The organism is Anabaena sp. FACHB-1237 (assembly GCF_014696225.1).
GTDB lineage: Bacteria > Cyanobacteriota > Cyanobacteriia > Cyanobacteriales > Nostocaceae > FACHB-1237.
This window is the reverse complement of sequence record NZ_JACJPV010000047.1, coordinates 15698-30784: the sequence shown is the minus strand read 5'-3', so window position 1 is coordinate 30784 and position 15087 is coordinate 15698. Positions and strand designations below refer to the sequence as shown.

The 15087-nt window shown below is 34.5% G+C and carries 8 protein-coding genes and 1 pseudogene; 2 read left to right on the top strand and 7 right to left on the bottom strand.

The genetic code is table 11. The annotated features are described in order from the left end of the window. Positions 1-166: 166 nt before the first annotated feature. A complete protein-coding gene (locus H6F32_RS17435) occupies positions 167-1123 on the top strand; it encodes a hypothetical protein (protein ID WP_190370570.1) in 957 nt (318 codons plus the stop codon). 68 nt (positions 1124-1191) lie between these two features. Here the strand turns inward: H6F32_RS17435 and H6F32_RS17430 are convergent, their stop codons facing one another. The 3 genes from H6F32_RS17430 to H6F32_RS17420 all read right to left on the bottom strand — a co-directional run bounded on the left by H6F32_RS17430 (position 1192) and on the right by H6F32_RS17420 (position 6776). After that, on the bottom strand, positions 1192-2115 hold the full coding sequence (locus H6F32_RS17430; RefSeq protein ID WP_190370569.1) for a phosphodiester glycosidase family protein: 924 nt from the start codon (positions 2113-2115) through the stop codon (positions 1192-1194). A 355-nt stretch (positions 2116-2470) separates the two neighbouring features. Further along, positions 2471-3715, bottom strand: coding sequence for a DUF4912 domain-containing protein (locus tag H6F32_RS17425; RefSeq protein WP_190370568.1), 1245 nt, complete (start codon positions 3713-3715; stop codon positions 2471-2473). Positions 3716-4775: 1060 nt separating this feature from the next. After that, positions 4776-6776, bottom strand: a complete 2001-nt coding sequence (locus tag H6F32_RS17420; protein WP_190370567.1) for an AarF/ABC1/UbiB kinase family protein — start codon at positions 6774-6776, stop codon at positions 4776-4778. Between the two features lie 863 nt (positions 6777-7639). Here H6F32_RS17420 and H6F32_RS17415 point away from each other — a divergent pair. After that, positions 7640-9106 (top strand): sensor histidine kinase KdpD, encoded by a 1467-nt coding sequence (locus tag H6F32_RS17415; protein WP_190370566.1) that lies wholly within the window; start codon positions 7640-7642, stop codon positions 9104-9106. Between the two features lie 53 nt (positions 9107-9159). Here H6F32_RS17415 and H6F32_RS17410 read toward each other — a convergent pair. The 4 genes and pseudogenes from H6F32_RS17410 to H6F32_RS17395 form a co-directional block, all read right to left on the bottom strand. Continuing rightward, positions 9160-9447: pseudogene (locus H6F32_RS17410) on the bottom strand (hypothetical protein); the annotation flags it as partial. Positions 9448-9764: 317 nt separating this feature from the next. After that, positions 9765-11699: a bifunctional serine/threonine-protein kinase/formylglycine-generating enzyme family protein gene (locus H6F32_RS17405; RefSeq protein WP_190370565.1), complete on the bottom strand. Its 1935-nt coding sequence runs from the start codon at positions 11697-11699 to the stop codon at positions 9765-9767. An 816-nt stretch (positions 11700-12515) separates the two neighbouring features. Further along, on the bottom strand, positions 12516-14000 hold the full coding sequence (locus H6F32_RS17400; protein ID WP_190370564.1) for a UDP-N-acetylmuramoyl-L-alanyl-D-glutamate--2,6-diaminopimelate ligase: 1485 nt from the start codon (positions 13998-14000) through the stop codon (positions 12516-12518). Positions 14001-14644: 644 nt separating this feature from the next. Beyond that, entirely contained in the window at positions 14645-14917 is a 273-nt protein-coding gene (locus tag H6F32_RS17395) for a glutaredoxin family protein (protein ID WP_190370563.1), read from the bottom strand. Positions 14918-15087 lie beyond the last annotated feature (170 nt).

The following is a 15087-nucleotide window of genomic DNA, read 5'->3' as shown; positions in this document are numbered from 1 at the left end:
CCAGGTGGTGTGCATTCTTATTGGTTCTTATTGAGAATAGGTTTTGATGACGTTTTTGGTGATTTACTGTTTCTCAAATGCCTTTTTTCACTTTATATGTTTGTTTTGATGCTCCCTTTAATTTTTTCTCTACGTAATTTCCCTCTGTGACAGTTTGGGGTGCGGAATGTGGGATATAATTCCCCTAGAACGTCAATTTATGATAGCGGAAGAATATACTGTTATTCTTGCTAAAACTAAAAATAGTCAATTGGTGGTATTAGAAATCACAGAGACTGAAGATCCTGATATTATTAACCAACTCACACATTACTATCATTATCTGAAAATAGAGCAACCTTTTCAGGATCAAATAAATTATAATTTACCAATTCGCTTAATAGCGATCGCTCCAAACTTCCATAAACATAACTTTATTGATCGTCTTTATAATATCTTACAATTTGAATTAATCAGGTTTGCAATTATTAATGATTCTGAGAATATTAATAATTTTCATTTACATTTATATTTAGAAAATAATCATCAAATTACTATTAATAAAACCATACCTTTAGTTAATCAAGAACTAGAAGAAAAAGCAGAAATCGCTAAATTATCTAACTTACAATTATTCAAATTAAAAGGACAAGTTAATTCTCCTCGCAAAGTGCTAGTAAATTTTTTAGATAAACTTTCTCCTGTGACAAAAATAGAGATATTAAAATTGCGAGAACAAATGTTAACATCTAATCAGCGTGTCAAAGAAATTAAAGATGGAAGAAGTATATTTTATGGACTTAGTAAAACTAAACCTTGCTGTCAATTCAAATTATTTTCATCTACCACATCTCGCAATTTAGATCATCTACAATGTTATTTATGGCTACCTATCCCCAAAAGATTTATTAGGTTTAATAAAGCATCTAATAAAATATCAGGTACGGGGAGAATGTATTTAGGTTTTGATGCAGATTTTCAAACAATACAAACAATTACCTACTGGACAATAATGAATCGTTATGCTAATGAAACTCCAATTTCTATGAATATCTATTTAGATGAAATTGGTTTAGATCAAGAATATCAAAAGGTTGAGAAATTATTTGATTTAGCCGTTAAATTAAATTTGGAAAATAATTAAAATTCAAAATTTCAGATCCCGGACTTCTTTAAGAAGTCCGGGATCTTGGAAGTCAGGGATCTTGTAGTTTATTTTTTATAAATCAAAAATACCGAACCAATAGGACCAAAATTTTCCACATAAACCCGATTATTATAAAATAAACCAGGAGACATTCCACCATCAAATAACATCCCTTCTTGAATAGTTCCTAAACAGTTATTTTTAGCAATTCCTGTTAACACATTATCAAAATCACTGGGTAATAATTCTTTATTATTAGCAGAAATCAAAATCTGAGAATTAGCTTTAGCATCATTCACTAAAAAAATCACATAACCTTTACTCGTAATTGCCACTAAAGAACGATTTGTAGCACCTTCACAAGCAAATTTACCCAGTGCTTTACAAATATCTTTGAATTTACCTTGAATATAAAATCTTCCATTACCTCCGACTAAATTATAATTTAAGTTATTATTTCCTCTTCTTCCCATAGCGATAGTTGCAATTCTTTCACTTGGTTTACCTCCAGAAATACCAAAGGAAGAACGTTTATCTTTAAAAATACCTGCATATTCAACACCACGAGAAATATTTAAACCTTGGGGTTTATTTTCTGGATCAATATAATCAGCATTAATAGCGACAATTGGTAATTTACCGTTTAATTTAGCGTTTTCATCACTAATAATTTCTCTAAATAGTTTAGCAGTATATTCTCTTTTGATAAGTCCTTTATTTTTGGCATATATTTGATGTTTTAAACCTACATTTACCTTAAAATCTAAATTAGGCGATCGCGGATTAAATATAATTACATGATTAATTCCTTTATCATATCTTTCACCATTATTATTAGTTTTCAAAAATTCCAGACTAAAATTACTATTATTTCCAGCACATCTTCCAGAATTTTTAGTTACAGAATTAGCCATCATATTGTCACAAGTAGATATTATACCTGCCAACATAATGAGAATAGATATTAGAAAAAATTTATGTATTTTCATCTGATAAAAACTAATATTTAATAGTTTGATAAGTTAGGTATAAACTTCAGTGATCAATTCTGGCAAGAGTGGAGAAGTTATAGTGAAACCTCCTTCTGGTTGAGGTGTAAGCAACAGTGGGATTTTATAGAACATATTGTAATAGTATAGTTGATGATATTTTATTCACAAAAATCAGCACATTATAAAATTTACCTATCCTCTTCTTGACTATCAATAAATAATATGCTGAATTAAAAAACCGCTACATTATCTAATATAGCGGTAAAAATCAAAAAATCAAAAAATGAAAACTTGTACTAAAATTGTACTTATAAACTTATTTTCCCATCACCAATCACCCATTACCCATCACCTATTTAAGCCATTCTAAAACAGCTTCATCCTTAGTATTAGTATTGCGAGAAGGAGTTTCTCTTTCAAACTTCATGTGAATAGAACGAGTTTGTTCACCATCAGCAGCAACCGCTAAAATGGGGTAATCAATTAAACCATCTTGGAAAGACATTTGGAAGCGGAATGTACCATCAGAATTGAGTTTAATCGGACGGCCACCAATAGTTACAGTAGCATCAGGTTCAGTAGCACCATATACAATCAACTCCGCATCAGCCACTAACCAGAACTTGCGAGGACGCACAGGAATAGCACCAGCAGAGAAACCGACACCAGACATACCCACACCAGACATATTAATACCAGATGCGGTAGGAACAGCCCACATACCCACACCAGATGGGAAAATGTAAGAACTAATAGCTTGTTCTGGAGGAATAGAACCAGCTACGTGCTGCATAGAACCAAAAATAGAACCTGCAACCCGTTGCACTTCAGCAGATTCAGCCAGACCAAATATTTGATCATAAATAGGATTACCCGCAGCAGCACCTGTAGTAGCTACTTTCTTAGATGGGGGAACTAATTCATAGAAAGTCTTACCACGTAAATCTTCCTCAAAGTCTACAGTAATAAATACATCTTCAATCCAATCAGAAGGATACACAGGAGGAATATGAACTCTTGCAGAACGCGCTAACACTAACCAGCGTCCATCCGCAGTGCGATAACCCACATCAATCACATAATCTCTATCACTCACAGGAATAGGTAAGTACCATTCCCTAGCTAACTCATCCGCAGGGTATTCTTGAATACTGTGGGGACTTTGGAATTCTAAATCAATATCACTAACATCATAAATTCTCAACGCCAGTTGTTGTCCACCTTGACGACGTAATTCCTCTTTATGATCATTAGGAATATCCCAGTAAGCATAAGCCCATTGAGGATCACGAGGCAACAAAACTATCCGACTTTCACCATAACCCGCAGGTAAATCACCTAATGTTTCATCCACATCCGCAAGAGAACCACCAGTGAGGTCTTCTTGTCCTAGTTCAAATTTTGCTGCTTCCACGGTTTCCTGTGCCTCCAAAGTATGAGATGAATTGCCTGCAAATTTATTGTTTTGAATTTCTTGAATTGATGACAATAACTGAGATTTACGCATTCTACTATAGCGAGATATACCATATTCGCTGGCAACTTTCCGTAATTGCCGTAATGTCATCTCTTCTAGCGGTGGGCGTTCTTTTGCCATTGATTTGGCCTCCAGTAGTTTTCAAGGTTATAATGTCTTCTGGGTTAAACAGCGTTTGGTTAGATATCATCTACCGCTTTTATGAAACTTACTCAAACTTACTCATAAACTTGAAATCTAGACGATTCATCAAGTTTATTGAATAATTTTGATGTTCATTTCCTGCTTCATCGAATCCTTAATAATGTCCACTATCAGGTTTAAATTATTAAGTAGTTTTGACTCTCCACAGGCTTTACTTTCCAACAAGCTATCGGTAGTTGAATGTTCACAACTTGGTCATAATTTGATCACAACATCAAAAAATGACTACAGTTACAAGACATTAGGCAAATAGGTGTTAGCAGTGATTAGCCCCAGATGATTTTTTATGCCTTACTGCTGGTATTGCCAGTGATTAGCTAGTTTAGCCAGTTTTAAATTTTTTTACTTTGTGTTTTTTTTATCAACATATTCAGTTATTAGTAATCAACGATCTATGACAGTTTTAATAAGTTTTAATAACTTTATTCGTTTCCGAATGCCTGTTTAAGCGAATTGTTGAAAACTAAACACTGACTACTTTTATTTATCAACTTTTTTAATTCCTTTTAACGCTTTCTTTATTTGAGCATTTAGTTCGGATGTGAAAAAGTTGTTATGTAAATATTAACCAGTATTTCTTACTAGGGATCAAGGGGTCTACAGATAGTTTTTACTTGATTTGACGTAGTTATCAGCACTTCCGGGATCAAAATGTCAAGGTTTTTTGACATTCGGTTTTTTGTAGTGGTTTTTATGTCAGGATTTGATGACAATTAGGATGTAGTAGCAGTTTAGCAAATTTTGAATTTGTCAATTTCATACCTGAGTTCAGCAACGGCTATAAAACGCCTATAAAAAGATATGTAGGGTGCGTCAGACTCCATAAATTCTATCAATCAACCGATTGATTATATCTGACGCACCCTACAATACTAACTTGAGTTAAGCTGTTGTGCTTTCAATTTGGATCATAAATGCAAGCAAGATGCTTGCACTACTGTAATTTTAGCTGCACATCAGCTTACTAACTATTGTTTTATTTCTCCCCCTCTGATAACAATTCTCGAATAATGCGAGTAATTGCTTTTTGTGTCATGCGATTAACCACTTGTTGACTCAATTTTTGCACTCCAGGATTAACAATTATTTGCGCTAATTGGGGGGCAATTTTACTAGCATCAAAACCCCTGGTTTCCCTGAGAATACCTGCAATTCTCTGAATATGTTCTAAGGTTTGTTTCTGTTCCACACTAGCAGCAGGAAGTTCATTAAATACCGTTAAACCTACCCTTTCTCGTAACACAAAAGTAAACTGATGTAAGGCATTTTTACTCACAGCATCTACAGTATTAAAAAACTCATCTACTAATCTATCTCTAATAAATTCACCCCGTTCAGAAATCAAGAAATCAACTAATTGATTTAACACTAAATTCAAATCATAATCTTGATTACTACGGGCATTTTTCAACAAGTTTTCTAATCTATTCCAGCGAAATTTACCATCTTTAAATAATAACTCTTTTAAAGAAGTTCTCAATTCATCTGCTGGATCTGTTAACAATCTTTTGGCTACATAGGGATAGGCTTCACTTAATACTTTAAAGTTAGGATCTATGTAAATGGCAATTCCCTCTAATGTCACTAAAGAACGAATAATTAAGGCATAATAGGGAGGAACACGAAAAGGATATTCATACATTAATGCTGATAAATCATCAGTAATACTTTTAATGTTCAAATCCGCTACACTTGCACCTTGGGCATTAGCAAATACTTTAGCAAATGCCGGAATAATGGGCGTTAAATCCGTGTCTGGAGTCAAAAATTCTAACTTGACATAATCTTTAGCTAAACTGTCAAATTCGCGGTTGACAACGTGAACAATTGCCTCAATTAAACCATATCTTTGGGCAGGTTTAACTTCACTCATCATGCCAAAATCCAGATAGGCTAATTTACCATCAAAGGTGGCTAAAAGATTTCCTGGATGGGGATCTGCGTGAAAAAATCCATGTTCTAATAATTGTCTTAAAGAACATTGCACACCAATTTCTATTAAATATCGGGCATTAATTCCTAGAGAATTGATTTTTTCTGGTTGGGTTAATTTTATGCCATTAATCCATTCCATTGTTAATACACGACGGTTAGTATATTCCCAATAGATTTTAGGAACATAAATATCAGGAAGATGGCCATATAATTCAAAAAATCTTTCGGCATTTTCGCCTTCATGAATATAATCCATTTCTTCAAAAATGCGATCGCCCAACTCATCTAAAATTCCCACTAAATCACTTCTAACCCTCTTCACTCGACGTTGTATCCAACCTGCCAAATTTCGCAAAATATACAAATCAATTGTAATTTTTTCTCGTAAATCTGGACGTTGAACTTTAATTGCTACTTCCTCTCCAGTTTTCAATTTACCTTTATAAACCTGTCCTAAAGAAGCAGCAGCAATAGGTTGAGGCGATAATTCCGCATAAATTTGTAAAGGAGAATCACCTAACTCTTCCTCAATAAATTGGTAAGCTATTTCATTAGGAAAAGCAGGTAATTGATCTTGTAATCTTGTTAATTCTTCTAAATATATTGGTGGTACTAAATCTGGCCGAGTGGATAAAGCCTGACCAATTTTAATATAAGCAGGACCTAGTTTAGTTAATAAATCCCTCAGCTGAACAGCGCGACGACGTTCATTTTTAACCTCTTTACCTCTTTGTTTATCCCACCATAAACCAAACACAAAACTTATGACTGGTATTAATACCACTAAAATACGGCCCAGAACTAGCCATAGTTGGCCATTATAATGATCCTGGATTTCTTGAGGATCATAAGTCAGAGTTTCCGGTTCATAGTCTGTATTTAACAGAACTCTATGTTTATTGTTTCTATCTCTACCGACTTTAGCAGACTTAATCATCAAATCTTGCGTACCATTGTCTGGTACAACTTCAATTACGGACAATTCGCCTCCGCGAGTGTCCTCCAAAGTTGCGCGAGAACTAGGGGGGAGTGTCTTAACCATCTTGAAGAAGCCACCAGTTAAAATAACGTTGTTAAGTATTGTAACAATATCTAGGAAATTAAGTCATAAATAACAGGTTTAATTATTAGATGACAATTATAGCTTGGTCAGATATGAATAATCTGCTTATTTGCATAATTTATGCACTCTGACCACGCTGCTAATATATGATCATACTAACATCATAACTTAAGTTGTAGGGTGCGTCAGATATCAACAATTTGGTTATTTACATGATTTATGCTGTCTGACGCACCTTACCAAAAAAAATCTGTTGTAGGGTGCGTCAGATATCAACAATTTGGTTATTTACATGATTTATGCTGTCTGACGCACCTTACCAAAAAATCTGTTGTAGGGTGCGTCAGATATGAACAATTTGGTTATTTACATGATTTATACTGTGTCTGACGTGGTTGGTGAGCTTGTCGAACCAAACCTTACCAATGCGCCAGTTACGTAAGTTCTGAAAACAACAGCACATAAAAAGCTGATAGCTGGGGATATTTCACCTAAATTGTTCGGTTATACCACTTTGATTCATACCAGAATAACTATAATCTTGTACGTATAAACCTTAATAGTTTAAATTTTGGCGTAAATTTTTCAGCCTAATAACTAACTACTAACTAACATGAAATATAGTATCTAATAACGTAAGTTGCCAGTTAGATGGAGTAGGGTGCGTGAGAATCTTAAAATTGGTAATTTGAACCTAAATTATTCTGTCTAACGCACCCTACAGACTACAAAATATCCGAAAATTAATAACTAGCAACTTGGGTTAATACTATCTAATGGCTTTACTTTACTCAAAGCTAATAGCTAATAAACAATCACAAATAATTAGGAGGTGAAAAACTGTGTACGAGTGGATTTTACCAAGTTTAAGAGAAATTTTAGCCACCAGTGAATTAACAATAAATAATAATTCATCAAACAATTGTTCATCAGTACAAGCAGAACAACAATGGCGTGTGAGTCTTGCAGCTACAGAAAATCTATTATTACAAACTTTAGGTAAAACTGCATTTAGCAGTCATCAAGGTTTAGTATTAGCAGCACCAGCACCATTATTTAGTCAACCACATTTAACCCAAACATTAAAAACAATTACCTTTACTGCTAAACCTTTTAACCCCTTAGCATTAATGCCATTTGCTATGGATGCAGAAATAGCAGAAAATAGAGAAAATATCAATATACAAAAAAATTGCCCTCAAGAATCTATATTACCATTATTAGCAGCCGATCCTTTAGGTGCAGAACAATTTTGTTTAGTATTTACAGATAAATTTAGATTAGTTTTAGTTTTATCAGAACACAAAAACGGTAAAAAAGAATTTGGATTTTCCTTTGATGCAGAAATAGTAGAACAGGCTTGGCGTTCTTTAGGATCACGGGTAATTTTTACCAATCCTGAATTATTTGCAGAATTGGATATTTTAGTGAAAAATTATCCCTTGGTAGCTCCTAATTATAACACAGTTGTACAATTTAGTCAACTATTATTACAAGAATTAACTATTACGGAAAATAATCATATTACCTATAATTCTCCTAGTAATGCACCTATTCCTCAACCTGAAAATAAACAAATTACTCGTCCAGACGTAGAGTTATTACAAGCATTTGCCCATGAAGTGAGAACTCCTTTAACAACTATTAGAATGATGACTAGGTTATTATTAAAAAAACAGGATTTACCCAGTAATGTAATTAGTAGATTACAGATAATTGATCATGAATGTACAGAACAAATTGAACGGATGGAGTTATTATTTAAAGCCGCAGAATTAGAAACTAATAAAGATACTATAAATACCACACAATCTGTCCATAGTCAATTAACAAAAATGTCCTTAGATCAGGTTTTACAACAAAGTATTCCTAGATGGGAACAAGCAGCAACAAAACGTAATTTAAAGTTAAATGTAGCATTACCCAAGGAATTACCAATGGTGGTAAGTAACCCGAATATGTTGGATAGAATGTTAACTAATTTGATGGAAAATTTTACTCGCAGTTTACCTCCTGGTAGTTGTATTCATGTACAAGTAATTCCTGCTGGAGATCAATTAAAGTTACAATTAACTCCACAATTAGACTGTGAAAATCAAAGTCAATCTTTTAAATTACCCATTAAAAAATCTTTAGGACAATTATTAATGTTTCAACCAGAAACGGGGACTATTAGTTTAAATATTTCCGCAACCAAGAATTTATTTCAGACTATTGGAGGTAAGTTAATTGTGCGTCAACGTCCTCAAAATGCAGAAGTTTTAACTATTTTCTTACCTTTGGAAGTTAGTCATCATGAAGCTATATAACTAGCTATATAACTATATAATTAACTAGTCCAAAATCTACTATTTTCAACTTACTATTTTTTACCATTTTGCCAATGTTCAGCGCCAGGTAATTGTGATAATGTTTGGGCTATAATTGTGGGCAATTCTTTAGCTGAATAGATATAGGTTAATTGCAAAAATTTCACAGCGGTGGTAATTAATTCTGTTCTATTAACCATTTCTGCTAGTTGGAATTGACTATAAATACCATTCATCACTTCCAAACTAGCATCAGCTATAGCATCTTCCATTATTTCTTCTTCTATTAAATTTTCCCATTCATCTTGATTGATATAATGGGATTTTTTGTTATCTTTAATTAATATTATCTAATCCAAAGATCCCGGACTTCTTTGAGAAGTCCGGGATCTGAATTTCTTGACAAATTCCCAAATTACCATAATGATCATCAATTAATATTATCTAATCCAAAGATCCCGGACTTCTTTGAGAAGTCCGGGATCTGAATTTCTTGACAAATTCCCAAATTACCATGATGATCATCAATTAATATTATCTAATCCAAAGATCCCGGACTTCTTTGAGAAGTCCGGGATCTGAAGTTCCCCGCTACGCGGAGGGTTTTAAGAAGGGAAAAGAAAAAAAGCAAAGAGCTAGAGGGCAAAAGTATAAAGGGCTACAAAGTCCTCGCTACGACAAGACAAACAACGCGAAACCCGATATTGTTGATCCTGAGATCGCGGTTGAAGTTGTTGCGGTTGGCAGAACGGCAGTTTTCAGGAAGGTAGTTCCACGAACCACCACGCAGCACATATTTGCCTTGACTAATCCAAGCACTGCCATCTGCAGGCGCGTTTATATAATTTTCATGCCAGTTATCTAGACACCATTCCCATACATTCCCGTGCATATCATACAAACCAAAAGCATTAGGGGGAAAAGAACCTACATTTGTGGTTTGTGCACGATATTGAGCGTAGGAATAATTACCATTATAGTTTACTAAATCTGGGGTAATACTTTCACCAAAATAAAATGGTGTGGTTGTCCCTGCTCTACAGGCGTACTCCCATTGTGCTTCACTGGGCAATGTGTAGTCTTTACCAGTTTGCTGACTTAACTTTTTACAGAAAGCCATTGCATCATTCCAATTGACTGTTTCAACTGGACGATTATCACCTTTAAAGTAAGAAGGGTTGTTTCCCATGATAGCAGAATATTGTGCCTGTGTCAAGGGATATCTGGCCATGAAGAAACGAGGTACTGTCACTTGATGCTGGGGACTTTCAGAAGATGATCTTTGCCCCTCAGTTTCCGGTGAACCCATCATAAATTTACCTGGGGGTATTTCCACCATTTCTAAGGTGACACCGTTTCCCAAGTCCTCCACAAAGTAATTTGCTGAGTGGTTGCTTCTGCTGATAATACTTCCTTGGGAGTTGGTTTTCACAACTTCAAAAGTGGAGGTTTTCAGGTTATTGGATGGAGTAATTTCTGGAGTTGGAGTATTTCGAGAAGTGGTAATTTTTGGAGTTGAGTTATTACCTTTATTTCCTGTTAATAAATTTTGTCCAATTACAGAAACAATAACACCACCAGTAAATAAACCTGCATATTGGAGAAAACTACGACGAGTAGGAGCAGAATTAGTTGGTTGTGAAATTGGAGGTTGTGGTTTTATAGGAGTTTGAATTTTTGGAGGTTGAGGAGGTTGTGGTTTTGGTTGAGGAGGAGTTTGTAAAACCCTTAAAACCTCCGTTGCTGACTGATAGCGACTTTGATATTCTAACTGTAATAACTTATCTAAAATTTTCCCCAGTTCCACAGTAACAGGTTGTGGTAAATGACTACGCCAATTATTAGTCCAACTGTAACCTTGTCTATTCCACAAATTACCGGGATAAACTCCCGTGAGTAAATGAAAACAACTTGCGCCTATACTGAATAAATCACTAGCAGGATAAACTTCTCTATCTTCCATTTGTTCAATAGCAGCATATCCATAGCTACCAATTTTTGTACCTGGTTTCACTGTTCCTTGAACTTCTTTAGAAGCGCCAAAATCAATTAAAAATAATCTACCGTCACTATGACGACGCATGATATTCTCAGGTTTAATATCCCGATGAATTATTTTTTGATCATGAACTATTTGCAAAACTGGTAATAGGCTAAGTAGTAATTCTCTGATTTTTTGCTCTGTAAAATTTCCTTGGTTATTTAATTCTGTTAATAAGTCTTCTCCAGCGATAAAATCTTGAATTAAATATAAACGATTATCTTGATTAAAATATGCTTGCAGTTTAGGAATTTGCGGATGTTCTAAATTTTTTAATCTTTTTGCTTCTTCTTCAAATAATTCCGTTGCTTTTTTTAAAGCGTAGGTATTTTGAGTGTTAGGTGCTAATTGTTTAATAACGCATTTGCCGTTTAAATTGTCAATATCTTCCGCTAAATAGGTTTTACCAAAACCTCCACCTCCCAAACGTTTAATAGGACGGTAACGGTTTCTGAGGATCATTAAAGCAGTACCACAGTTTGGACAAAATTTCTCTGTATTGGGTACTGGAGGGTTATAACAGTCTGGGTTGAGACAACATATCTGGTTCATGGTGCAGTTTTGGTAGATACGCCAGTATGTGGATATTTTCCGGATATACAGCAGTATAGCAGGTAATTATGGATATTTTTGATATTGGGTATATGGGTTTTGGATATGTTTTATTAATGTACTTATTTATCAATGTCAAACCCACTGACATATTATCCCCATTATTCGCCACGGTACACAACCCAAAGATCCCGGACTTCTTTGAGAAGTCCGGGATCTGAAGTTCTTGACAAATTCCCAAATTACCATGATGATCATCAATTAATATTATCTAATCCAAAGATCCCGGACTTCTTTGAGAAGTCCGGGATCTGAAGTTCTTGACAAATTCCCAAATTACCATAATGATCATCAATTAATATTATCTAATCCAAAGATCCCGGACTTATTTGAGAAGTCCGGGATCTGAAGTTCTTGACAAATTCCCAAATTACCATAATGATCATCAATTAATATTATCCAATCCAAAGATCCCGGACTTCTTTGAGAAGTCCGGGATCTGAAGTTCTTGACAAATTCCCAAATTACCATAATGATCATCAATTAATATTATCCAATCCAAAGATCCCGGACTTCTTTGAGAAGTCCGGGATCTGAATTTCTTGACAAATTCCCAAATTACCATGATGATCATCAATTAATATTATCTAATCCAAAGATCCCGGACTAAGTTGGAAATATTTGAAGTTGAACCATTTTTTGATTATGATGGTTTTATTGATTTAAAGAGATTCTCTCGTTATTGGCAAGTGGCAGAAAAATATGTTTATTTGTAGAGTGCGTTAATCAAATACAACGCACTCAGACTTGTATGGCTTATACTAGCATTTTTTGTTTTAATGCTTCCCTTGCTTGTTCTCTATCATCAAAGTGAATTTTCTCTGTACCTAAAATTTGATAGTCTTCATGGCCTTTTCCAGCCAATAATACTCCATCTCCCGGTTGTGCTTGTAAAATTGCTGTTTTAATGGCAGTGGCGCGATCGCTCATTACTATTGGTTGTACAGTATCAGGAATACCTGCCAAAATATCCTCTAATATCTTCTGAGGGTTTTCTGTGCGGGGGTTATCCGATGTCACCACTACTATATCTGCTAATTCTGCGGCTATTTTACCCATTTTTGGTCTTTTTGTGCGATCTCTATCTCCACCACAACCAAACACACAAATCATTTTACCAGGGATAAACGGACGAGCAGCTTTTAATAAACTTTCCAAACTATCGGGAGTATGGGCATAATCCACAATAACGCTAATATTTTGCTTAGGAGTAATTTGGACTCTTTCCATTCTACCAGGAACACCAGAAAAATGTGGAATTTGATCAGCGATTAATTGTAAATCTATACCAAAGTGTACAACAGCAGCTATAGCAGCTAAAAGATTTTCTAAATTAAATTGTCCCACTAAAGGCGAATTAAAACTCACATCTCCCACAGGGCTATGTAAAATACCCTGAACACCATTTGGCTGATATAGTAAGTCACTCATCCAAAAATCAGCACTAGCATTATTAACGCTATAAGTCCAAACTTGCTGTTTATTCAACCTAGCAATTAATCTTTGTCCATACTCATCATCAGCATTAATAATAGCGCGACCTTGTAAATAATCATCACTAAATAATAACGCCTTAGCCGCAAAATAATCTTCCATATCCTTATGATAATCAAGATGATCTTGAGTAAGATTAGTAAATACAGCCACATCAAAACCACAACCAAAAACCCTACCCTGTGCTAGAGAATGGGAACTTACCTCCATCACTCCAAACTCACAACCAGCATTAACCGCTTCTGATAAACTTTGTTGTAAATCTACAGCAAAGGGAGTAGTATGAGTTGCAACTTGGGAAAAACCAGACCAACGAGTGTACAGCGTACCAAATAAAGCAGTAAATAAACTTGCTTGATTGAGAAAATACTCAATTAAATGAGTAGTAGTGGTTTTGCCATTTGTCCCCGTAACCCCAACCAGTTTTAATTTGCGGCCAGGATACCCGTAAAATGCTCTAGCCACCTCAGCACATAGACGATTGATGTTTTCAACTACAATTACAGGATCAGAGGGCTTAAAGGGGTGTTTTAAAGCCGCTTCTGGAGATATAATAGCCGCTACAGCACCGGCATTAATAGCACTTTGCCAAAATTCCCCTCCATCTACCCTTGTTCCTGGCATTCCGATAAATAAATCCCCTGTTGTGCAAGCATGGGAGTTAGTTTTAATTCCTGTCACTTCCACATCAGCAATTTTGCTATATTCTAAGTGATTGATAACCGCTAATAATTCCCGTATTTTCATCAGGTGAACCTCAATACAACCTTATCTTGCAATATTCTGCATGATTTTTTTCAAGATGGGGAAAATATTTTCTCGTTGTTGATTAAGTTGATGATTATAAAGATAAGCTAATGTGCAGCACTCACTGTATAATTAAAAAACCTGAAGTTACAGTAGCACAAGCATCTTGCTTGTATTAATTATTCAAGTTAAAGGAACAACAGCTTACCAGACTTCTTAAGATATCTTAAGATACCAGACTTCTTAAAGAAGTCCGGTATCTGCAAAATAATTATTCACTTTTACTGATTATTACCATAGGATTTTTCAATGCTTTTTCTCAAAAAAAGTCCTAGATGATGTTTATTGAGAAAAAAAGCGATTTATTCTCAATAATCTTGAGAATGATGTCAATAAGACAACCATTTTATTAGGTTTCAGAGGGGTCTTGACAAGGGTGAATTTTTTGGTAAAATACTGTTGTATGATCTGGAGTTTGTTATATGCAAAATTCACATCAAAATTGTGAAAAATTATACTTTGTACATCAGGTATCCACATAAACCAGATCAGCATTTAACCACTTTTTAGGGACTTTTTAGGGACTTTTTAGGGACTTTTTAAAAAGGTTTAAAAAACTTTAAAAAACTTTTTTGAGTAACTTTTCAACAACTTTTCAGAAGTATTTTTTCTAATTGTTCTACACTGGCACGAGGTGAAGGACGAGGTATTAAAGTTAATTCTTGTAGATCATTTTTCTGACAATAAAGTACAGGTATTTCATATTGATAAGCTGTAAACCAGTCTTCACGAGTGGTAATATCTCTAATTTCTAATGTAAAACTGATATTTTTACTAGTATTTTGAATTTGTACTAATTTTTCTTGAAGTCCTTCACAAAGATGACATCCAGGTTTGCTGTAAAGAATTAATCGCATAATCATAATATTACTTAATGATGGGTAATGTATTTTTCTTAGAAGATGTTTTAAAAGTATGCGGAGAATATCATAAGGCTTACGCCACGCTGTGCTATCGCTAGTATACTGGTTATGAGTAATTCTTATCGTCAAAAAAGTTTGTAGGATCAAGACTTTTATCTATGGCT